The organism is Pseudoduganella guangdongensis, from assembly GCF_009857475.1.
GTDB lineage: Bacteria > Pseudomonadota > Gammaproteobacteria > Burkholderiales > Burkholderiaceae_D > Rugamonas > Rugamonas guangdongensis.
Genome location: NZ_WWCJ01000013.1, coordinates 12,454 through 32,771 on the forward strand (window position 1 = coordinate 12,454; position 20,318 = coordinate 32,771).

The 20,318-nt window shown below is 63.3% G+C and carries 20 protein-coding genes; 12 read left to right on the forward strand and 8 right to left on the reverse strand.

The features are described from left to right. Position 1: 1 nt before the first annotated feature. From def to GTP41_RS17950, 4 genes are read left to right on the forward strand one after another with little or no spacing between them, the layout of a single operon-like run. A complete protein-coding gene (def, locus tag GTP41_RS17935) occupies positions 2-538 on the forward strand; it encodes a peptide deformylase (protein ID WP_161026952.1) in 537 nt (178 codons plus the stop codon). A 51-nt stretch (positions 539-589) separates the two neighbouring features. Continuing rightward, on the forward strand, positions 590-2,575 hold the full coding sequence (locus GTP41_RS17940) for an OPT family oligopeptide transporter (RefSeq protein WP_161026953.1): 1,986 nt from the start codon (positions 590-592) through the stop codon (positions 2,573-2,575). Further along, positions 2,575-3,270: a hypothetical protein gene (locus tag GTP41_RS17945; protein WP_161026954.1), complete on the forward strand. Its 696-nt coding sequence runs from the start codon at positions 2,575-2,577 to the stop codon at positions 3,268-3,270. Before GTP41_RS17940 ends, GTP41_RS17945 begins: the two co-directional genes overlap by 1 nt. Positions 3,271-3,272: 2 nt before the next feature. Continuing rightward, positions 3,273-4,094: an aldo/keto reductase gene (locus GTP41_RS17950; protein ID WP_161026955.1), complete on the forward strand. Its 822-nt coding sequence runs from the start codon at positions 3,273-3,275 to the stop codon at positions 4,092-4,094. A 15-nt stretch (positions 4,095-4,109) separates the two neighbouring features. On the opposite strand, the gene GTP41_RS17955 is transcribed toward GTP41_RS17950, so the two are convergent. Then, positions 4,110-4,877 carry a MipA/OmpV family protein gene (locus GTP41_RS17955; protein ID WP_161026956.1) on the reverse strand — a complete coding sequence of 256 codons (768 nt, stop codon included), beginning with the start codon at positions 4,875-4,877 and terminating at the stop codon, positions 4,110-4,112. A 109-nt stretch (positions 4,878-4,986) separates the two neighbouring features. On the opposite strand from GTP41_RS17955, the gene GTP41_RS17960 reads away from it, so the two are divergent. Continuing rightward, positions 4,987-5,658, forward strand: a complete 672-nt coding sequence (locus GTP41_RS17960; RefSeq protein ID WP_161026957.1) for a response regulator — start codon at positions 4,987-4,989, stop codon at positions 5,656-5,658. After that, positions 5,655-7,064: a sensor histidine kinase gene (locus GTP41_RS17965; protein ID WP_371867373.1), complete on the forward strand. Its 1,410-nt coding sequence runs from the start codon at positions 5,655-5,657 to the stop codon at positions 7,062-7,064. Before GTP41_RS17960 ends, GTP41_RS17965 begins: the two co-directional genes overlap by 4 nt. Here the strand turns inward: GTP41_RS17965 and GTP41_RS17970 are convergent. From GTP41_RS17970 to map, 4 genes are all read right to left on the reverse strand, one after another. Further along, positions 7,039-7,794 carry a flagellar brake protein gene (locus GTP41_RS17970; RefSeq protein ID WP_202419791.1) on the reverse strand — a complete coding sequence of 252 codons (756 nt, stop codon included), beginning with the start codon at positions 7,792-7,794 and terminating at the stop codon, positions 7,039-7,041. The genes GTP41_RS17965 and GTP41_RS17970 overlap by 26 nt on opposite strands. Before the next feature lie 124 nt (positions 7,795-7,918). After that, positions 7,919-8,668, reverse strand: coding sequence for a pseudouridine synthase (locus GTP41_RS17975; RefSeq protein WP_202419792.1), 750 nt, complete (start codon positions 8,666-8,668; stop codon positions 7,919-7,921). Then, positions 8,668-11,250, reverse strand: a complete 2,583-nt coding sequence (locus GTP41_RS17980) for a [protein-PII] uridylyltransferase (protein ID WP_229502949.1) — start codon at positions 11,248-11,250, stop codon at positions 8,668-8,670. The genes GTP41_RS17975 and GTP41_RS17980 overlap by 1 nt, the downstream gene beginning before the upstream one ends. Before the next feature lie 18 nt (positions 11,251-11,268). Then, entirely contained in the window at positions 11,269-12,132 is an 864-nt protein-coding gene (map, locus tag GTP41_RS17985; RefSeq protein ID WP_371867374.1) for a type I methionyl aminopeptidase, read from the reverse strand. A 159-nt stretch (positions 12,133-12,291) separates the two neighbouring features. Between map and GTP41_RS17990 the strand changes: the two genes are divergently transcribed. Next, positions 12,292-14,712: a phosphocholine-specific phospholipase C gene (locus tag GTP41_RS17990; protein WP_161026959.1), complete on the forward strand. Its 2,421-nt coding sequence runs from the start codon at positions 12,292-12,294 to the stop codon at positions 14,710-14,712. Position 14,713: 1 nt separating this feature from the next. Here GTP41_RS17990 and GTP41_RS17995 read toward each other — a convergent pair whose 3' ends face one another. From GTP41_RS17995 to GTP41_RS18005, 3 genes are read right to left on the reverse strand one after another with little or no spacing between them, the layout of a single operon-like run. Continuing rightward, on the reverse strand, positions 14,714-15,193 hold the full coding sequence (locus GTP41_RS17995) for a hypothetical protein (protein ID WP_161026960.1): 480 nt from the start codon (positions 15,191-15,193) through the stop codon (positions 14,714-14,716). Between the two features lie 60 nt (positions 15,194-15,253). Next, complete coding sequence (locus GTP41_RS18000; protein WP_161026961.1) at positions 15,254-15,460, reverse strand: DUF4287 domain-containing protein; 207 nt, start codon at positions 15,458-15,460, stop codon at positions 15,254-15,256. A gap of 10 nt (positions 15,461-15,470) precedes the next feature. After that, positions 15,471-15,905 carry an SRPBCC family protein gene (locus GTP41_RS18005; protein ID WP_161026962.1) on the reverse strand — a complete coding sequence of 145 codons (435 nt, stop codon included), beginning with the start codon at positions 15,903-15,905 and terminating at the stop codon, positions 15,471-15,473. A gap of 308 nt (positions 15,906-16,213) precedes the next feature. Here GTP41_RS18005 and rpsB point away from each other — a divergent pair, with 308 nt between their 5' ends. From rpsB to uppS, 5 genes are all read left to right on the forward strand, one after another. After that, positions 16,214-16,966 carry a 30S ribosomal protein S2 gene (gene rpsB, locus GTP41_RS18010; protein ID WP_161026963.1) on the forward strand — a complete coding sequence of 251 codons (753 nt, stop codon included), beginning with the start codon at positions 16,214-16,216 and terminating at the stop codon, positions 16,964-16,966. Positions 16,967-17,111: 145 nt separating this feature from the next. Further along, positions 17,112-18,026 carry a translation elongation factor Ts gene (gene tsf, locus GTP41_RS18015; RefSeq protein WP_161026964.1) on the forward strand — a complete coding sequence of 305 codons (915 nt, stop codon included), beginning with the start codon at positions 17,112-17,114 and terminating at the stop codon, positions 18,024-18,026. 162 nt (positions 18,027-18,188) lie between these two features. Further along, positions 18,189-18,905 (forward strand): UMP kinase, encoded by a 717-nt coding sequence (gene pyrH / locus GTP41_RS18020; RefSeq protein ID WP_161026965.1) that lies wholly within the window; start codon positions 18,189-18,191, stop codon positions 18,903-18,905. 32 nt (positions 18,906-18,937) lie between these two features. Next, entirely contained in the window at positions 18,938-19,498 is a 561-nt protein-coding gene (frr, locus tag GTP41_RS18025) for a ribosome recycling factor (RefSeq protein ID WP_161026966.1), read from the forward strand. A 66-nt stretch (positions 19,499-19,564) separates the two neighbouring features. Continuing rightward, on the forward strand, positions 19,565-20,314 hold the full coding sequence (gene uppS, locus GTP41_RS18030) for a polyprenyl diphosphate synthase (protein ID WP_161026967.1): 750 nt from the start codon (positions 19,565-19,567) through the stop codon (positions 20,312-20,314). Positions 20,315-20,318 lie beyond the last annotated feature (4 nt).

Below are 20,318 nucleotides of genomic sequence, written 5' to 3' on the forward strand. Positions count from 1 at the left end.
CATGGCGGTGCGTGAAATCCTGAAGATGGGCGATCCGCGCCTGCTGCGCGTGGCGGAACCGGTGCGCGAGTTCAATACGGCGCAGCTGCATGCCCTGATCGTCGACATGTTCGACACCATGCATGCCGCCAACGGCGCCGGCCTGGCAGCGCCGCAGATCGGCGTCAACCTGCAGCTGGTGATTTACGGCTTCAAGTCCAACGCGCGCTATCCCGATGCGCCGCAGGTGCCGGAGACGGTGCTGATCAATCCCGTGCTGACGCCGATCGGCGAGCAGATGGAAGAGGCGTTCGAAGGCTGCCTGTCGGTGCCTGGCCTGCGCGGCAGCGTGCCGCGCTATACGCGCCTGCACTATGAAGGCTATGACCAGTTCGGCGCACGCATTGTGCGCGATGCGGACGGCTTCCATGCGCGCGTGGTGCAGCACGAGGTCGATCACCTGCTCGGCATCCTCTATCCAGCACGGATCCGCGACTTCAGCAAATTTGGATTTACCTCAGTGTTGTTCCCAGACCTTGACCCGGGTGATGACGATTGAGGTAATATTCCGGCAAGTTTGTTTTCATACCAATAATCGGAATTCCTCCAGATGAGCAACCAGTCGCACAACAACCCGCTTGAATTCAGTGTCCGCGGCATCGTCCTCGGCATTCTCATCACACTGGTCTTTACCGCGGCGCAGGTCTACCTCGGCCTGAAAGTAGGCCTGACCTTCGCCACCTCGATTCCCGCCGCCGTCATTTCGATGGCGCTGCTCAGCGCCTTCAAGGACGCGACGATCCAGGAAAACAATATTGTGCAGACCATCGCATCGTCCGCCGGCACGCTGGCGTCGGTGATCTTTGTGCTGCCTGGCCTGTTGATGATTGGCTGGTGGGCCCAGATCCCGTTCTGGCCAACCTTCGGCGCCTGCGCCATCGGCGGCGTGCTGGGGGTGATGTACACCGTGCCGCTGCGCCGCGCGCTAGTGACGCAATCGAGCCTGCCGTATCCGGAAGGCGTGGCGGCCGCGGAAGTGCTGAAGGTCGGCACGCAGTCGCGCTCCGGCGCGCGCGAAGGCAAGGCCGGCCTGTGGGCGGTGATCTGGGGTTCCGTGGCCTCGGCGCTGTTCGCCTTCCTGGCAGCGGCCAAGCTGATGGCCCATGAGGTTGCGCACTTCGTCAAGGTGGGCAACGGCGCTACCGGCCTGGGTGCTTCCAGCTCACTGGCCCTGATCGGCGCGGGTCACCTGATGGGCATCACCGTCGGTATCGCCATGCTGGTCGGCTTGTTCATCGCCTGGGGCGTGCTGGTGCCGCTGCTGACCAACTGGGCGCCTGCCGCAGCTGGCGTTGCAGTGGCGGACCAGGCCATTGGCGTGTGGCGCACCGAAGTGCGTATGATCGGCGCTGGCACCATTGGTGCCGCTGCCATCGTCACCCTGGCCACGCTGGGCAAGCCGGTGCTCGGCGGCCTGAAGTCGGCCATGGAAGCATCGCGCCGCGCCAAGCAAGGTGGCGGCGACGTGCCACGCGAAGACAAGGACTTGCCGATCTTCTTTGTTGGCCTGGTCACCATCTTGTCGATGGTGCCGGCCGGCTGGCTGCTGGCGTCCTTCCTTTCCGGCGGTCCGCTGTCCTCGATCTCGACCACCCTGGTAGTTGTCGGTATCGGCTATATCCTGGTGGCCGGCATGCTGGCAGCAGCGGTGTGCGGCTACATGGCGGGCCTGATCGGCTCCTCCAATTCGCCGGTATCCGGCCTGGCCATCCTGACTATCCTCGGCGCTGCAACGTCCGTGGGCTGGGTCGGCCGTGAAATCATGGGCCCGGACACCGCCCAGGCGCTGATCGCTTTCGCCCTGTTCGTCACCACCGTGGTGCTGGCGGTGGCGGTGATCGGCAACGACAACCTGCAGGATCTGAAGACCGGCCAACTGGTCGGCGCCACCCCGTGGAAGCAGCAGATTGCGCTGATCATCGGCGTGTTTGCGGGTTCCTGCGTGGTGCCGCCGGTGCTGGAACTGCTGAACCATGCCAATGGTTTCGCCGGCGCGCCGAACGCCAACGCCATTTCGGACCAGCCGCTGGCCGCGCCGCAGGCGACCCTGATCTCCACCTTGGCCAAAGGTGTGATCGGCGGCGACCTGCGCTGGGACCTGGTGGGCTACGGCGCCCTGATCGGCCTGGCCCTGGTGGTGATCGACTTCATGCTGAAGTCCACCAGCAACAAAAAATACAGCCTGCCTCCGCTCGGCGTCGGCTTGGCGATTTACTTGCCGTCGGCCGTCACCGCGCCGGTGGTGGTGGGCGCTGTAGCCGGCTACTTCTTCGAAAAAGCCATGCGTGGCAGGAAGCACGGAGAAGCTGCATCGCGCCTGAGCGTTCTGGTGATGTCGGGCTTTATTGTCGGCGAGAGCCTGTTCAACGTGGCGCTGGCCGGCCTGATCGTGCTGACCAATAACGGCGAGCCATTGGCGATCGCCAACGGCATGTCGGAAGCGACCACCATGCTGATCGCGATTGCAGCCGCCACCGCTGTGGTGGTGGGCCTGTACCGCTGGGCGTCCAACTCGGCGCGCGCAATCGAGGCCTGATGGGCCTGGGAGAAATCCTGAATAGCGCTGGCCAGGCTTTGCTCCTGGTCGGCGCGGCACCCTGGTCGCTATTGGCGGGTGTGCTGGTTTACTTTGTTGTTGCGGAAGCGCTGATGCTGGTTCCCCGCATCGGCTTCCTGCTCAAGTTCTGCATCGCGGCCCTGCTGGCGCCGCAAGTCCTGGCGATGTTCCGCGTCGCCTCCCTTGGCGAAACGCCTTCGCTGCGCATCCTTGCCGATTTCGTCTACCTGCCGCCATCCTCAATGCTGGTGCTGTGCACCACGGCCTTGCTGCCGTTCTTCGTTGGCCTGTGCTATTTTGGCGTGATGCGGCGCGCCGACGGCCTGCGATTCTTTTTCGGGAATGTGCTGAAACAGAAAGCGCCAGAGGCCAAGCACTTCCTCGCGTTCAAAGCCATCATGACCCTCGCCGGTCTGCCATTTACTTATGTGGCGCCGGCCATGGTGCTCAAGGGCTATATTGGCGGCAACGCGCTGGAACAGGGTTTGCTGGCAGCTTTGCTGTATTGGCCGTCGCTACTGGCGTTGCTGGTCGCTGTCGTGGCTTTCGAAGCGCTGGTGGCGGTCTTGCCGCGCAAGCTGGTCGCGTTGCTTGTGGCGCCGCTGCTGGCAGGTTTCCTGTTGTTCCTGTTTGCTTTCACTTACGCGCTGTCCGTGCGTGCTTTCGGAGTGTGACCATGACGTTATCGAGGATGGGGCAGGGTACCTGGAATATGGGCGAGCGGCCTGCTGACAAGGCAGCCGAGGTGCGCGCCCTGCAACTGGGGCTGGACCTGGGCATGACGGTGATCGACACGGCGGAGATGTATGCCGATGGCGGCGCCGAGCAAGTCGTCGGCGAGGCCATTGCCGGACGCCGCAGCGAAGCCTACCTGGTCAGCAAGGTGTTGCCGCAGAACGCTTCGCGCAAGGGCGTGGTGGCGGCCTGCGAGCAGAGCCTGAAGCGGATGAAGGTCGAGCATATCGACCTGTACCTGCTGCATTGGCCCGGCAGCATCCCCTTGGCCGAAACCCTGGAAGGACTGATGGCGTTGAAGAAGGCGGGTAAGATCCATGAATACGGCGTCAGCAACTTCGACCTGGCCGACATGAAAGCGGCTGATGCCCTGCCGGGCGGCGACGCGATCGAAGCCAACCAGGTGCTGTACAACTTGCGCCGGCGCGGCGCCGAATGGGACTTGCTGCCCTGGTGCGAGGAGCACGGCGTCCTGCTGATGGCGTATTCGCCGCTGGAGTCGGACCGCGCCGAGCAAGCGCGCCTGCTGGCAGAGCCGGCCCTGCAGGCGGTGGCGGCGCGCCACCAGGCTACGCCGGCGCAGATTGCGCTGGCATGGTTGCTGCGGCGCGACGGCGTGATGCCTATCCCCAAAGCCGTGAGCGAGGCCCACGTGCGCGCCAATGCGGCCGCCATGTCGCTGCGGCTGGACCAGGAGGACCTGGCCGTGCTGGACCGGTCGTTCTCACCGCCACGGCGCGCGACGCCGCTCGACGTGCTCTGAGGCGCGACAGCTTTCTTAATAGCGGTAGCTGGCGTACACCGCAGCCGTGGGCGCCGTGCTGCGCAAGGTGAGCGGGCTGCGGGCGGCTTCGCGCAGCAGGGTGCTGGAACCGAGCATGCCGGTCACGCTCCAGCGTTCGTCCACCTTGTGCTGCCAGGCGATGTTCAGCACCGCCTCGTACAAGCCGGCGTCTGGCGTGAATTGCTTGCGCCCGGAGCGCAGCGCCTGCAGCGCGCTCACGCCGTGATAGGTCTGCATGTATTTTTTGTCGGCGAGGTTCGCGCCCAGCGAGATGGCGATCTTGTCGCTGTCGTCCTGGTGCACGATGCCGGTCACTTCCAGCCCGGCGGTCTTGCCGTTCTGGCGCTGCGACAAGGGCAGCGATGCCGTAGCGCCCACCATGAGGCCGGGGGTGATGCTGTAGCCGGCGCGCAGGTTGGCGGTGGCGCTGGCTTTGATGTCGCCCATACCGCGCAGCTCCTTGCTGCCGCGATTGCCGGCAAAGCCGCTTTCATTCTTTTCCTTTCGTTCGCCGCGCACGCCGAGCGCCGCATCCAGCGACATATTGCCCAGCGCCGTGCCGAAGCCCAGGCCGCGCATGGTGCTGGCGTAGAAGCCGTTGGCCATCTGGTAGTCGATGGCGACGATGGGCGCGAGCTGCATCTCCTTCGAGCCTGCATAGCGCGGCGCGGCGGCCAGGCCGCCGCCGAGGGTGAGGGTGTTTTCCTGCGCCTGGGCGGCGAAGCTGGCGGCCAGGAGGGCAAACATGATGCTTGGTTTCATGACTTTTTCTCAATGAAGTGATGGAGCCGGCAGTCTCGCAGCGCAGCATGAAGATTGGATAAAGCCCGCCTTCACCCTTCCTTCATGCAGGCATGCTTAAATAGCGGCCATGAAGATACTGTTGATCGAAGACGACATGGACCTGGGTAACGGCATCCGCATTGCGCTGGCAGACCAGGGCATGGACGTGACCTGGGTGCGCCAACTGGCCGATGCGCAACGCCAGGTGGAACAGCGCGGTTTCGATCTGCTGCTGCTGGACCTGGGGCTGCCGGATGGCGACGGCATGTCGCTGCTGGCGGCCTTGCGGCGCGAACGCGAGGGCGTGCCGATCCTGATCCTGAGCGCGCGCGACGCGCTGTCCGACCGCCTGCAAGGGCTGGATAAGGGCGCCGACGATTACCTGGTTAAGCCGTTCGAGCTGGCCGAGCTGCTGTCGCGCGTGCGTGCGCTGGCGCGGCGCAGCTACGGCTTTGACGGCGAAACCTTGGAGCTGCGCGGCATCGTGCTGCATGCTCCCACGCGCCGCGTCACTGTCAACGGCCGCGCCGCCGACCTGACCGGCAGTGAATACGAGCTGCTGCGCATGCTGATGATGCGCGCCGACCGCGTAGTGACGCGGCGCGCGCTGGAGGAGCAGGCCTTGCCCGGGGCCCAGGCCAATGCCAGCAATTCGCTGGACGTGCACATGGCTAACCTGCGCCGTAAGCTGGGCGAGGGGCTGGTGCGCACGGTGCGCGGCGTGGGGTATGTGATCGACCAGCGCGAGGGCGGCCGGTGAGCGCGGCCTTCGCGGCCCGCTGGCGCGCGCGCATTGCCGGGAGCAGCCTGATGGCGCGCCTGCTGCTGGCGCAGATGTCGGTGCTGTGCGTGCTCTGGCTGCTATGCATGGTCTTTATCGTGTACGACGCCAGCAAGGACAAGGTCACACTGCAGCAGCAAGAACTCTACGACGCCGCCTTTGCCGTGGCGGAGGGCCTGCAAGGCGATCCGGCCAGGCTGGCCCACACCATGAACGCGATGGAGGCGGCCTTGCGCGGCATTGGCGGGGCCGATGGCGTTGCTTTCCCCGGGCCGGGCATGGTGCTGGCGGACGCGAACGGAACGCTGTACCGTTCCCGCTTGCTGCCGACCGCCTTCCCGCTTATCGCGCCCGGCGAGGTGGTGCAGCTCGAGAGTGGCGGCCGCCAATGGCGCGCGCGCACCGTGCAGTCGCCACGCAGCGGGCTGCGCGTCACCATCGTTATGCCGGCCGACGGCGTCAACATCTTCCTGACCATGGCCTCGCGCGGGACCCTGGTGCTGCCCCTGCTTATCAGCCTGCCGTTCCTGATCCTGCCGGCCTGGTTCAGCATCCGCGTGGCGCAAGGCCCCTGGCGCGACGCCATGGCGGAACTGGCCACGCGCGGTCCGCAAGACCTGCGCCCGCTGCCGGTGGAAGGCCGGCCGCGCGAGCTGGCCGCCATGTTCACCCGCATCAATGCGCTGCTGGCGCGCGTCAGCGACAGCGCCCAGCGCGAGCGCGCCTTCATCGCTGACGCCGCGCATGAACTGCGCACGCCGCTGGCGGCCATGCGCATCAACGTGGAAGCGCTGCAGCGGCAGGCCAGCGAGCCGCGCCAGCAGCAGCTGTTGGACGGCATCGTCAGCGGCAACGTGCGCGCCACGCGTTTGGTGAGCCAGTTGCTGCGCCTGATGCGCAGCGACGCCACGGTGGGCGAGCAGCTGGAGCCTATCTGCTTCGACGCGCTGGTGCAGGAGCGCATGGCGGCGCTGGCGGGCATCGCCGATGCGCGCGGCATCGAGCTGGAGCTGAGCGGGGACAATGGCGTGCTGCTCGCCGGCCGGCGCGAAAGCCTGGTCTCGCTGGTGGATAACCTGCTGGACAACGCCATCAAATACAGCCCGCAGGGCGGCAAAGTGCTGGCCGATGTGCGCGCCGAGGGCGCGCAATGCGTGCTGCGCATTGCCGACCAGGGGCCGGGCATCGCGCCCGGGCTGCGCGAACGGGTGTTCGACCGTTTCTTCCGCGATCCGCGCCAGGCGCAGGGCGGCAGCGGCCTTGGTCTGGCGATTGTACGGGCGGTGGTGGAGCAGCATGGCGGCGGCATCGGGCTCGATGCCGCCGGCAGCATGGGGCTGTGCGTGACGGTGAGCTTGCCTAGCGCTGCAGGCGCGAAGCGCTGAGGCGCTCCAGGATGCGGTGTAGTTCTTCTTGCATCAGCGCCGACAGGTTGCTGAACTGGCAGCCGATCTGCACTTGCTCGCCCAGCAGGAAGGAGCGGAAGTGGCGCGACAGGCGGATCTCCAGGTCGCAGATCAATACCGAACCCGGCCCCATTTCCAGGCGCACGCGCTGCAGCTTGCGGCCCACATGCAGGCCGACCGCGTCGCGCGGCGAACAGCGCATGCCGACGCCGCCTATCGCGAAGTCGTACAGCTGCAGCTCATACGGTTTGCCGTTCAGGACGAAGGACGCCGTGTGGTAGGTGCCGAGCGGGGTTTCCAGGCGCGGCGCGGCGCGGCGGTTCAGCACCTGGCAGCGTTCCGGGAATTGCGCCGGGATCAAGGTGGGCTGCTCCGGCAGGGCGTTCCAGTGCGGGTCGTTCAGCTTGAACTGGAACTTGGCGCCGCGCAGCCAGGCGACGAAGGTGCATTCGCCCGGCGGCAGGGTGCTGCCCTCGTTGAGTTCGATGACAAAATGCGGCAGCTCGGGGTCAACCGACAGGAAGCGGGCCAGCACCACGTCGGCGTTGTCGTGGTGATAAATCGAGACAGCATCGCCCGTTTCGGCCAGCGCGGCCAGCGCGTTGCCGATTTCATCAGGGTCGACGATATCGTGGGGATGGGCTCCCGCAGGAATCGGCTCCACGGCGTCCTGCGGACGCGGTGGACCTTTGCGGAAGTCAGATGGCATTGGATCGTTCACAGCTTAATGTTCTCGTTTTTTAGGAGAAGACGCCAGCTACTTTACAGCGTTCCCGCCTCTTTCGCTTGCTAAACGGCAATCAATGCTGCATTTATGTTGCATCGATGCCGATTCAGAAGCACTCATCCGGCGACAGGTAGCGCCATTGTCCTTCCGGCAAGTTTCCAAGTTTGACACGCCCAATGCGCACCCGCTTCAGCCCGACCACGCGCAGGCCGACCATTTCGCACATGCGGCGGATCTGGCGCTTCTTGCCTTCGCGCAGGGTAAAGCTGAGCTGGTCGTCGTTCTGCCAGCGCACTTTGGCCGGCAGCAGCGGCTTGCCGTCCATCCACAAGCCATGGTTGAGCTTCTTCAGGTCGGCGTCCGGCAGGCGGCCTGGCTTGGTGTACTCGACGCGCACCAGGTATTCCTTGTCAATACTGGTATTTTCGCCGATCAATTGCTTGGCGATGCGGCCGTCCTGGGTCAGCACCAGCAGGCCGACGGAGTCGATGTCCAGGCGGCCGGCGGGCACCAGGCTGCGCAACTGGGCGCGGTCGAAGCGCTCCGGCGCGTCGTCCTCTTCCCAGCGGTTTTCTGGTTTTACCAGCACCACGGCCGGCTGGTAGCCGTCTTCGGCCTGGCCGGAAACGTAACCGACCGGCTTGTTGATCAGGATGGTGACGCGGCGCGCCTGCTCGGCGGCTGCCTGGCGCTCCACGGTGACTTTTTGGCTCGGGTAGACCTTGGTGCCCAGTTCGGACACGATCTGGCCATCCACGCGCACCCAGCCCTTGGCGATCCATTCATCGGCCTCACGGCGGGAGCACAGGCCCAGTTCGGACATGCGCTTGGACAGGCGTAACAGTTCTTCAGACATCAGATTTTCAGTGCTTCTAGTAAGTCGGTTTCCAGCTGCAGCTGGGTACGGGCATTGGCCAGGGCGGGGCCGTCGACGATGAACACGTCTTCCACGCGTTCGCCGAGGGTCATGACCTTGGCCGTATGCAGGTTGATTTTATAGTTGGTCAGCACCTTGGCGATCGAGTACAGCAGGCCGGTGCGGTCGTTGGCCGCCACCGACAGCAGGTAGTACTGGCCGCGTTCATCCGGCCGCAGGTCCACGGTTGGCTGGATCGGGAAGGTGCGCGACAGGCGCGACAGGCGGCCCTTGCTCGGGGCGCTGAGCGGGCCTTGCGTCAGCAGCAGCTCGCACAGCTCATGCTCGATCAGGTTGATGATGTCGCGGTAGCTCTTGGCGAAATTCTGCTCGGTGACCAGGAAGGTGTCGAGCGCGTAGCCGTGCTTGGTGGTGTGGATCTTCGCATCCAGGATGCTGAAATTCTTGCGGTCGAAGTAGGAGCAGATGCGCGCGAACAGGTCGGGCTGGTCCTTGATGTAGACCGCCACCTGCAAGCCTTCGCCGATCGGCGCCAGGCGCACTTTCACCACCGGCTGTTCGCTGTCCAGGCGGTCCCACAGAGCGCGCGTCTGCCAGGCGATATCGCTGGCGTCGTGGCGCAGGAAGTAGGCCAGGTCGAGCTGCTTCCACAGCGCTTCGTGGGCATCGGGCGGCAGGCCGTACAGGCGCAGGGTGGCCAGGGCTTCCTGCTGGCGGTTCTTCAGCTCGCGGTCGGCGGAATGCGGCTCGCCGCCCAGCACGCGCAGGGTCATTTTGTACAGGTCTTCCAGCAGCTTGCCTTTCCAGGCATTCCAGACTTTCGGGCTGGTGCCGCGGATGTCGGCCACCGTCAGCAGGTACAGGCCGGTCAGGTGGCGCTCGTCGCCCACGGTCTTGGCGAAGGCCTGGATCACGTCCGGATCGGACATGTCCTGCTTCTGCGCCACGTGCGACATGGTCAGGTGGTGCTCGACCAGGAAGGCCACCAGTTCGATGTCTTCCTGGCTCATGCCGTGTTCCTGGCCGAACTGGTGCACGTCGGCCACGCCCAGCTTGGAGTGGTCGCCGCCGCGTCCCTTGGCGATATCGTGGAACAGCGCCGCCACGTATAGCAGCCAATGTTGCGGGTAGTTCGCCATCAGCTGCGAGCAGAACGGGTATTCGTGCGCGTGCTCGGTCATGGTGAAGCGGCGCATATTGCGCAGCACCATCATGATGTGCTGGTCCACCGTGTACACGTGGAACAGGTCGTGCTGCATCTGGCCGGTGATCTTGCGGAAGCTTGGCAGGTAGCGGCCCAGGATGGACAGCTCGTTCATGCGGCGCAGGTTGTGGATGATGCCTTGCGGCGCCTGCAGGATACGCAGGAAGTAAGCCTTGTTGACCGGGTCGGCGCGGAAGCCGGCGTCGATCTTGAAGCGCTCATGCCACAGCGCGCGGATGGTGCGCGCCGTCATGCCCTTCAGGGCCGGGCGTTCGCACAGCAGCACGAAAATCTCCATGATGGCGGACGGCGTTTTTTCAAACGTATCGTCGTCGTTCATGTCGATCAGGCCGTTCACTTCGCTGAAGCGCTCGTTGATGCGCACCTTTTCCTCGTTGTGCGGGAACAGGTAGGCTTCGATATTCTGCAGCAGGATGGTGTTCAGCTGCACCACGGCCTTGGCAGCCCAGTAGTAGCGCTGCATCAGGTATTCGCTGGCGCGGCGCATGTGCACGCCGCTGCCGGTGGCTTTCAGGCCCAGGGTCTCGGCGACGGCGGTCTGCACGTCGAACACCAGGCGGTCTTCGCGGCGGCCGGCCACCAGGTGCAGGCGCACGCGGATATCCTTGAAGGCGCGCTCCTTCTCCATCAGCTGGCGCGCCTCGGTTTGCGTAATCAGGCCGCGCACGGCCAGGGTGCGCCAGGAGTTGGCCAGGCCGGCGGCCTTGGCCATCCACAGGATCACGTGCAGGTCGCGCAGGCCGCCCGGGCTCTCCTTCACATTCGGCTCAAGGCTGAACGGGGTGTCCTCGTACTTGGCGTGGCGCTGGCGCATTTCGATGGTCTTGGCCTCGAAAAAGGCGCGCGGGTCCATGGCCTTGTTGTAGGCGTCCTGCATCTGCGCGAACAGCACCATATTGCCGGTGATGATGCGCGCTTCCAGCAGGCTGGTTTGCACGGTGATGTCGGCCTTCGATTCGGCCAGGCATTCGTCGATGGTGCGGATGCTGTGGCCCACGTCCAGGCCCAGGTCCCACAGCAGCTGGACGAATTCCTCCAGGCGGCCGCGCGTGGCGTCGTCCGGCGCCTCATGCAGCAGGATCAGGACGTCGACATCGGAATAGGGGAACAGCTCGCCGCGCCCGTAGCCGCCCACGGCCACCAGCGCCGCTTGCGGCGGCAGGCGCGTATTGGCCCAGGCCTGGGTCAGCACGTCGTCGACGCTGCTGCGCAGGTTGCGCAGCAGCTTTTCCGGCATGCCGTCCTCGTGGAAGTTGGCGATCAGGCGCTGGCGGTCCGTTTTCAGGCGGGCCTTCAACTGTTCCCGCAGGTCCTTCTTCATCACGGCGTGGGGCATGCGTACTCGGGCTTTCGCTTAAGCTGCGACTTTTTCGGTGACAAAGGCTGGCGGCTGCGGGCTGCCGGCGGACAGGGTCAGCACTTCATAGCCGGTTTCGGTCACGAGGATGGTGTGCTCCCACTGCGCGGACAGGCTGCGGTCCTTGGTCTTGATGGTCCAGCCATCCGGCATTTCCTTGATCTCGCGGCGGCCGGCGTTGATCATCGGCTCGATGGTGAAGATCATCCCCGCTTCCAGCACGGGGCCGGTGCCCGGCTTGCCGTAGTGGAGGATTTGCGGCTCTTCGTGGAAAACTTTGCCGATGCCGTGGCCGCAGAATTCGCGCACCACGCTGTAGCCGGCCTTCTCGGCATGCGCCTGGATGGCGTGGCCGATATCGCCCAGGGTCGCGCCCGGCTTGACCTGCTCGATGCCCAGCCACATGCACTCGTAGGTGATGTCGGACAGGCGCTTGGCCAGGATCGATGGCTTGCCGATGAAGAACATACGGCTGTTGTCGCCGTGGTAGCCGTCCTTGATCACGGTGATGTCGAGGTTGACCACGTCGCCGTCCTTGAGCGGCTTTTCGCCCGGGATGCCGTGGCAGATCACGTCGTTGACGGAGGTGCAGATGGCTTTAGGGTAGGGCGTGTAGCCTGGCGGGCAGTAATTCAGGGGCGCCGGGATGGTGCCCTGCACATTGGTCATGTACTCGTGGCACAGGCGGTCCAGCTCGGCGGTGGTGACGCCAACCTTGACGAAAGGGGTGATGTAGTCGAGCACTTCCGAGCCGAGGCGGCCGGCGAGGCGCATGCCTTCGATGTCCTCGGGGGTTTTGATATTGATAGTCATGGATTCTTGCTGGGTTGTCTTGGTCGCGCACGGGCGCGTTATCAGCAAGATTATAAACGACAGCGGCGCTCGCGCCGCCTATGCCGTTTTCGCCGCCCGGCAGCGCGAAAGCGGCGCAAGCCGTCGCGCACGGGTTACAGGCGACATTTGCTTGTCATAAAAGCACCTTAGGATCGGCCCACCCTCAACGACCCATAAGGAAGACCGATGCCCTCCAGCCGCCGCAAATTCCTCGGCATGGCCACCGCCGGCGCCGCCGGCACCCTGTTTCCCGACCTGATCCGGCAAGCGCTGGCGGTGCCGGCCTACAGTCCCACCGGCACCCTGGCCGATGTGCAGCACGTGGTGATCTTCATGCAGGAAAACCGTTCCTTTGACCATTATTTCGGCACCCTGGCCGGCGTGCGCGGTTTTAATGACCCGCGTGCCATCACCTTGCCGGATGGTAAGCCGGTCTGGTATCAGCCCAACGCGGCGGGCGGCTATGTGTTGCCTTTCCACTTTGATGCAAAAAATACAAGCGCGCTGTCGCTTGGCACCAATCACAGCTGGAAGGGTTCGCAGGCGACCTGGCAGGGCTGGGATGCCTGGGTCAAGCAGAAGACGGCCCAGGCCATGGGCTATTTCGATCGTGGCGACCTGCCGTTCTACTATGCCCTGGCGGACGCCTTCACCATCTGCGACGACTACCACTGCTCGATCTTCGGCGCGACCGACCCGAACCGCATGTACTCGCTGACCGGCACCAACCAGAACTGGCTGGGATCGATGGGCAGCCTGTACAACATCGATGCGGCCGGCTATTACAACAACGATCCCAAGTACGACAACATCGGCTCCAGCGTGACGGCCGGCGCGCCGAACTGGCGCACCTATGCGGAAGTGCTGGAGGGGAACAGCGTCAGCTGGAAGGTCTATCAGGAACGGGACAACTATGGCGATAACTACCTGGCCTATTTCCGCAATTTCCGCGTGAATGCCGACGGCTCGCGCCTGTCGCCGGACAGCCCGCTGTACCAGAAGGGGCGCGCCATCGCGCCAGGTTCGACCGAGGCGAACGCGCGCGGCACCAAGGGTGACTGGCTGGTCGCCTCGTTTGCGGACGATGTGCGCAATAACCGCTTGCCGCAGGTATCGTGGATCTGCGCGCCGAACGACTATACCGAGCACTCGCCCAATTCGCCCAACGCAGGGGAGAACCTGACCGCGCGTCTGCTGGCGGCGCTGGTGGCCAACCCCGAGGTCTGGTCGAAAACGGTCTTCCTGCTCACCTACGATGAGAACGACGGCTTCTTCGACCATATCCCTTCGCACCTGGCGCCGCTGAATCCGGGCATGGGGCGCGCGACCATGGCGGACGTGGGGCAGTACGAGAACTACAATGGCGTGCCAGTCGGCCTGGGGCCGCGCGTGCCGATGCTGGTGATTTCGCCCTGGAGCAAGGGCGGCCGCGTTTGCTCGCAGCTGTTCGACCACACGTCTAAACTGCGCTTCCTGGAGGAGTGGCTTGCAGCGCGCGGCAAGGCGCGCAGCAGCACGCGCTGCGAGCATATTTCCCCTTGGCGCCGGGCGGTGTGCGGCGACCTGACCTCCGCCTTCGATTTCAGGACGCCGAATGCCGCCTGGCCGGCCTCCGTGCCCAAGACAACCAGCTACCAGCTGGTCTCCGGCAAACCGTACCCGCAGCCCCCGGCGCTGCAAACGCTACCGCTACAGGAGGCGGGCAGCCCGCGCTATTCATGCGCCTTACCGTACAACTTTGCGGTGAGCGGACGCGTGGCGGCGGCGCGCCAGTTTGAGTTGTCCTTCTTTAACCAGGGCGCGGCGGGCGGCGCATTCATTGTCTATTCGCGGGCGCGCACCGATGGGCCTTGGTACTACACGGTGGAGGCCGGCAAGCGTATCGAGCGTGAGGTGTGGAACTGGAATGGCGCGAACTATCACTTGAGCGTGCTCGGCCCGAATGGCTTCCTGCGCGAGTACGGCGGCGTGCTGGCGCTGGCCAATGCGGCTGGCGGTGCGCGGCCTGAAGTGTCGTTTAACGCCCATGCCAACTTCACGGCGCAGGGTGTCGATGTCATCCTGTCGAATGCCGGCGGTGCGGCGGCTGTCACCTTCAAGGTGGTCGACAATGCCTATGGCCGTGGAGAGAGCAGCCATACCGTTGGGGCCGGCCAGCAGGTGGCGGTCAGGGTGTCGGTTGCCGCCAGTTTTGGCTGGTATGACTTGTCGGTCAGCTGCGATATGGATAGCCAGTACTTGCGCCGCATGGCGGGCCGCGTCGAGATTGGGCAGCCGCTGCGCACCGATCCGGCGCTCGCGCGCAGCGGCGCAGGGGCGCGGGCGACGCTGGCGGCAACCCCGGTCGCGGTGCCGCGCGCGACCCCGCTCAGTTTGGCCTACACGGTGCCCGCGCCCCAAGTGAGCGGCAAGAACTGGATCGGCATCTACCGTAGCGGCGTCACGCCCGGGCAGGCGTCCTCCCTGGCGTGGCAATATGTCGGGGCCGGCTCAGGTAGCGTCCGCTTCGAAACGTCGGCGCTGGTCGCGGGAAGCTACTCGGCGTGGCTGCTGTACAACGATGGTTACCAGGCGCTGGCCGGTCCGGTCGCGTTCACGGTGGCTTGAGTCATCGCGTCGGCGTAGTGCGCTTTTCGGCGAGCAGATGTTCGATCTGGTTGAGTTTCAGCAGGATTTCGACTTGCGCCGGCGATGCTTGCCGGCCCTGCCCGAAAGCGGACTGCATATTTTGCAGTAGCGCTGCGTTGAAGGCGGCAACGCCGAAGACTGTGCTGAGGGTGGCCGCGATGCCGGTTGCGACCACAGCGCGCTTGACGCTGGTCACGGCCTGTTCAAAGGCGGCCATGCGCCGCTCAACGTCGCGAGCGCGAAGCTCTTCCCGATCGCGGGCAGCAGCCTCCCGCTCACGGGCCGCGGCCTCGCGCTCGTCGGCGCGAGCTGTGTAGGCCTCCATAATGGCGCGGAACTCAGCAAGTTTCGCATCGTGGCGCGCTTCGGAAACGGCAAGGCTGGAATCGACATACTGTTTGAGGGCGGGATCCATAACTTGATCTTCGGCGGTGGCGGATTGGATGTCAACCAGACTCATGGGGAACCTCCGTGAGATTCCCCATTATGGCGACTACCCCCTTACCCGCTTAGAGCCAGATCAAGCTTTGGCTGGCTTGCCTGCCGCCAGATGGTGCGCCACCAGGGCGTTGGCGTGACCATGACCCATGGCGTGCTCGTTCTTCAGCACTCCGACCATGTCCATGTGCTTCATGCCTTTCATGCCCTGCAGCAGCTTGAACCAGTGCTCGATCGGCTGGCCGTATTTGGCTTCGATGGACGGGAAGTAGGAGGATGGGGTTCCCATGTGCGCCTCCTTATTGTTCAACCAGCAGGGCAAGCAAGGCCAGCGACTGCTGCCAGCCCACGTAGCACTGGTCGGCCGGGATCACGGCCGGCACGCCTTCCTGGGTGATTTCGACCTCGGTGCCGCAGGAAACGGCGCGCAGGATGATGGTGGAGGTCATCTGGCCCGGCAGGTTGGGGTCGTCGAAGGTGGCGCTGTAGCGGATCTTCTCGCCCGGGTGCAGTTCCAGGTACTCGCCGCCAAAGGAGTGCGTGAAGCCGGTGCCGAGGTCGGTGAAGGACATGCGGTACTTGCCGCCTACGCGGGCATCCATTTCGTGTACCTCGCCCAGGTAGCCGTTCGGCGGCAGCCATTTGTTGAAGGCGGCAGCGGTGGTCCAGGCTTTGTAGATGCGATCCGGGGAGGCGCGCAGGACGCGGTGCAGTTTGATGGTGTTGGTTGCCATTTCAAGTCTCCTTGTGGGTGGTTGGTATAGGCACGACGTGCCAGCCTTGCCGGAATCGACAGGAAAATACAAAAAGTGCGAAATATTTTGTATTCATTGTCAATGTTGCACTAAAATGCCGCCCGGTGCACGGCCGGCAGAGCGGCAACACGCTTGCACAGCACCCCCTGAATAAGCTAAAATCGATGGTTGCCTGAACTCCGTTCTTGCAATGTTGTAAATTTTCTTATTTTATAAACCCGAATCCCCCCAACAAGGGTGCCCGCAAGGGTCACTGGGCGGATTCCAGACCCAACCCTGGAGTAAATATGTCTGTAACGATGCGTGAAATGCTGGAAGCCGGCGTCCATTTCGGTCACCAAACCCGTTTCTGGAACCCAAAGATGGCTCCGTTCATCTTCGGCCACCGCAACAAGATTCACATCATCAACCTGGAAAAGACCCTGGCCATGTACCAGGACGCGATGAAAACCATCCGTCAAATCTCCGCTTCCCGTGGCACCATCCTGATGGTTGGCACCAAGCGCCAGGCTCGCGACATCATCGCTGCTGAAGCTCAGCGCGCAGGTGTTCCGTTTGTTGACCAGCGTTGGCTGGGCGGCATGCTGACCAACTTCAAGACCATCAAGACCTCGATCAAGCGCCTGAAAGACATGGAAGCATCGATCGAAGACGGTTCCGTCGAGAAGCTGTCGAAAAAAGAAGCACTGCTGTTCCGTCGCGAACTGGACAAGCTGCAGAAATCCATCGGCGGTATCAAGGATATGGGCGGTGTTCCTGACGCAATCTTCGTGGTGGACGTTGGCTACCACAAAGGCGCGATCACCGAAGCTGCAAAACTGGGCATCCCAGTGATCGGTGTGGTCGATACCAACCACTCCCCAGCAGGCGTGACCCACGTTATCCCTGGTAACGACGACTCTTCCAAAGCGATCACCCTGTACGCCCGCGGCGTAGCAGACGCGATCCTGGAAGGCCGCGCAAACGCCACCACTGAAGTCCTGGAATCGATCAAGACTGCAGCTGGCGACGAGTTCGTAGAAGTTAACGAGCAGGCTTAATTGCCTGGCTGCCGCAAGGCAGCTTCAGCTTGAGAAAGGGGTGGCCCACCAGCTCCCCCTTTTTTTTAAACCGAATCACCCGGACGAGCAGGCTGCCTTTGGCGCCGCCCCGGACAGAATCCCAAACCGAATACAGGAGAAACACATGGCAGCAATTACTGCAGCAATGGTAGGCGAACTGCGCGCAAAAACCGACGCGCCAATGATGGAATGCAAAAAAGCGCTGACCGAAGCCGGCGGCGACATGGACAAAGCGGAAGAGCTGCTGCGCGTTAAGCTGGGCGGCAAAGCTGCCAAAGCTTCGGCACGTATCACCGCTGAAGGCGTGGTTGCTTCCTACATCGCTGGCAACGTCGGCGCCCTGGTGGAAGTGAACTCCGAGACCGACTTCGTTGCGAAAAACGACGACTTCCTGGCCCTGGCCGCCCTGGCTGCCAAGCTGGCCGCTGAACACAACCCGGCTGACGTTGCTGCCCTGCAGGCTCTGCCAGCTGGCAACGGCCAGACCCTGGACGAAGTGCGCGCCGCCCTGGTTGGTAAAATCGGCGAAAACATGTCCTTCCGTCGTTTCCAGCGTTTTGAAACCACCGGCAAGCTGGCAACCTACCTGCACGGCACCAAGATCGGCGTGATCGTTGATTTCGACGGCGCCGACGAGCAAGTGGGTAAAGACGTGGCCATGCACATCGCTGCAATGAAGCCAGTCGCCCTGTCGTCCGACAACGTGCCAGCTGACCTGATCGCTAAAGAGCGTTCGGTTGCCCAGGCCAAGTCCGACGAAGATGCAGCTGCCGCTGTTGCCGCCGGCAAGCCAGCCCAGCCAGCCGACATCGTTGCCAAGCGTATCGATGGCGCCGTGGCCAAGTACCTGAAAGAAGTGTCCCTGATGAACCAGGCTTTCGTGAAAAACGACAAGCAGTCCATCGAGCAGATGCTGAAAGCCGCTAACACCACCGTTAAGGGCTTCACCATGTACGTGGTTGGCGAAGGCATTGAGAAGAAAGTTGACGATTTCGCGGCGGAAGTCGCAGCCCAAATGGCTGCCTCCAAAGGCGCATAATCAAGAGAACGGGCCGCAAGGCCCGTTTTTTTAGCTGTACCCGGCTTGTTAAGCTTTTTTTAAGGCTTGCACGCTGCGATTTGAACGGTGGACAATGGCATTTCCGTTATCATTGCCGCCGAAGCCAGACCGAACAAAACATTGAAAAAGGAGCCCCAGCTCATGTCAAAACCAGCCTTCAAGCGCGTCCTCCTGAAATTGTCCGGCGAAGCCCTGATGGGCGACGACCCGTACGGCATCAACCGCGCCACCATCGAGCGCACTGTGGCGGACGTCGCCGAAGTCGCAAAGCTGGGCGTTGAAGTAGCGGTCGTGATTGGCGGCGGCAACATCTTCCGTGGCGTGGCGCCAGGCGCCCAGGGCATGGACCGCGCGACTGCCGACTACATGGGCATGCTGGCTACCGTGATGAACGCCCTGGCCCTGGCCGATGCGATGAAGCACGTGGGCGTGACCGCGCGCGTGATGTCGGCCATCGGCATCGAGCAGGTGGTCGAGCCGTATGTGCGCCCGAAAGCGCTGCAGTACCTGGAAGAAGGCAAGGTCGTGATCTTCGCTGCCGGCACCGGCAACCCGTTCTTCACCACCGACACCGCTGCCGCGCTGCGCGGTTCGGAAATGAGTGCGGAAATCGTGCTGAAGGCGACCAAGGTCGACGGCATCTACACCGCCGACCCGAAGAAGGACCCGAACGCCACCATGTATCACAAGATCAGCTTCGACGAAGCGATCTCCAAGCACCTGCAGGTAATGGACGCCACCGCCTTTGCGCTGTGCCGCGACCAGAAGCTGCCGATTAAAGTGTTCTCGATTACCAAACCCGGCGCGTTGATGAACGTGATTATGGGCGAGGAAGAGGGTACACTGGTACACGTTTAATAATATTCAAGTTAAAGCAACAGGAGTTATGAATGTCTACTGCTGACATTAAAAAGAGCGCCCAGGACAAAATGGGCAAATCCCTGGAAACCTTGCGCGCCAATCTGGCCAAGGTGCGTACCGGTCGTGCCCACGTCGGCATGCTGGACAGCGTGATGGTGGATTACTACGGCAACCCAACCCCGATCAACCAGGTCGCCAACCTGACCCTGGTCGACGCGCGCACTATCGGCGTGACCCCGTTCGAAAAGAAAATGGGCGCCGTGATCGAAAAGGCGATCCGTGATTCCGACCTGGGCCTGAACCCGGCCTCGCAAGGCGACACCATCCGCGTGCCGACCCCGCCGCTGAACGAAGAGCGCCGCAAGGAAATGGTCAAGCTGTGCAAAGGCGAAGGCGAAGATTCGAAAGTGGCCGTGCGCAACATCCGCCGCGACGCCAACGAAGCCATGAAAAAGCTGGTCAAGGACAAAGCCATTTCGGAAGACGACGAGCGTCGCGGCGTCGACGAAGTGCAGAAGCTGACCGACAAGTTCATCGCCGACATCGACAAGATCGTTGCCGAAAAAGAGAAAGAAGTCCTGACCGTCTAAGGACCCAAAACCGGGGAGGGGTGGAGGCATTGCCTCCACGTCCCCGGATTTTTAGTTTACGTACCTATGAAATATTCGAGTTCGACGACCGCAGTTCCGGATGCGCCCAAGGTGCCGCGCCACCTGGCCATTATCATGGACGGCAACGGACGCTGGGCAACCAAGCGTTTCATGCCGCGCGTGGCAGGCCACGTCAAGGGCGTGGAAGCGGTGCGCACCGTGGTGGAAGCCTGCGCCGCGCGCGGCATCGAGTACCTGACCGTCTTCGCGTTCAGCTCCGAGAACTGGCGCCGGCCGGAAGAGGAAGTTTCGCTCTTGATGAAACTGTTCGTCACCGCGCTGGAGCGCGAAGTGTCGAAGATGCATGCGAATAATATCCGCCTGAAGGTGGTGGGCGACCTGTCGCGCTTCGATGCGAAGCTGCAGGAAATGATCGCCAACGCCGAGCGCAAGACCGCCAACAACACCCGCATGACCGTCACCGTGTGCGCCAACTACGGCGGCCGCTGGGATATCATGCAGGCCATCGGCAAGATGGTGGCCGAGCATCCGGGCGTGACCGACTTCTCCGAAGAGCAGCTGGCGCCGTACCTGTCCATGGCCTATGCGCCCGAGCCGGATCTGTTCATCCGCACCGGCGGCGAAGAGCGCATCTCCAACTTCCTGCTGTGGCAACTGGCCTACACGGAGCTGCACTTCACCGATACCTATTGGCCCGATTTCAATGCCGAACGCCTGGACGAGGCGATTGCCTCCTACCAGAACCGTGAACGCCGCTTTGGCCGCACCGGCGACCAAGTGGCCCAGAAAAGCTAAACTA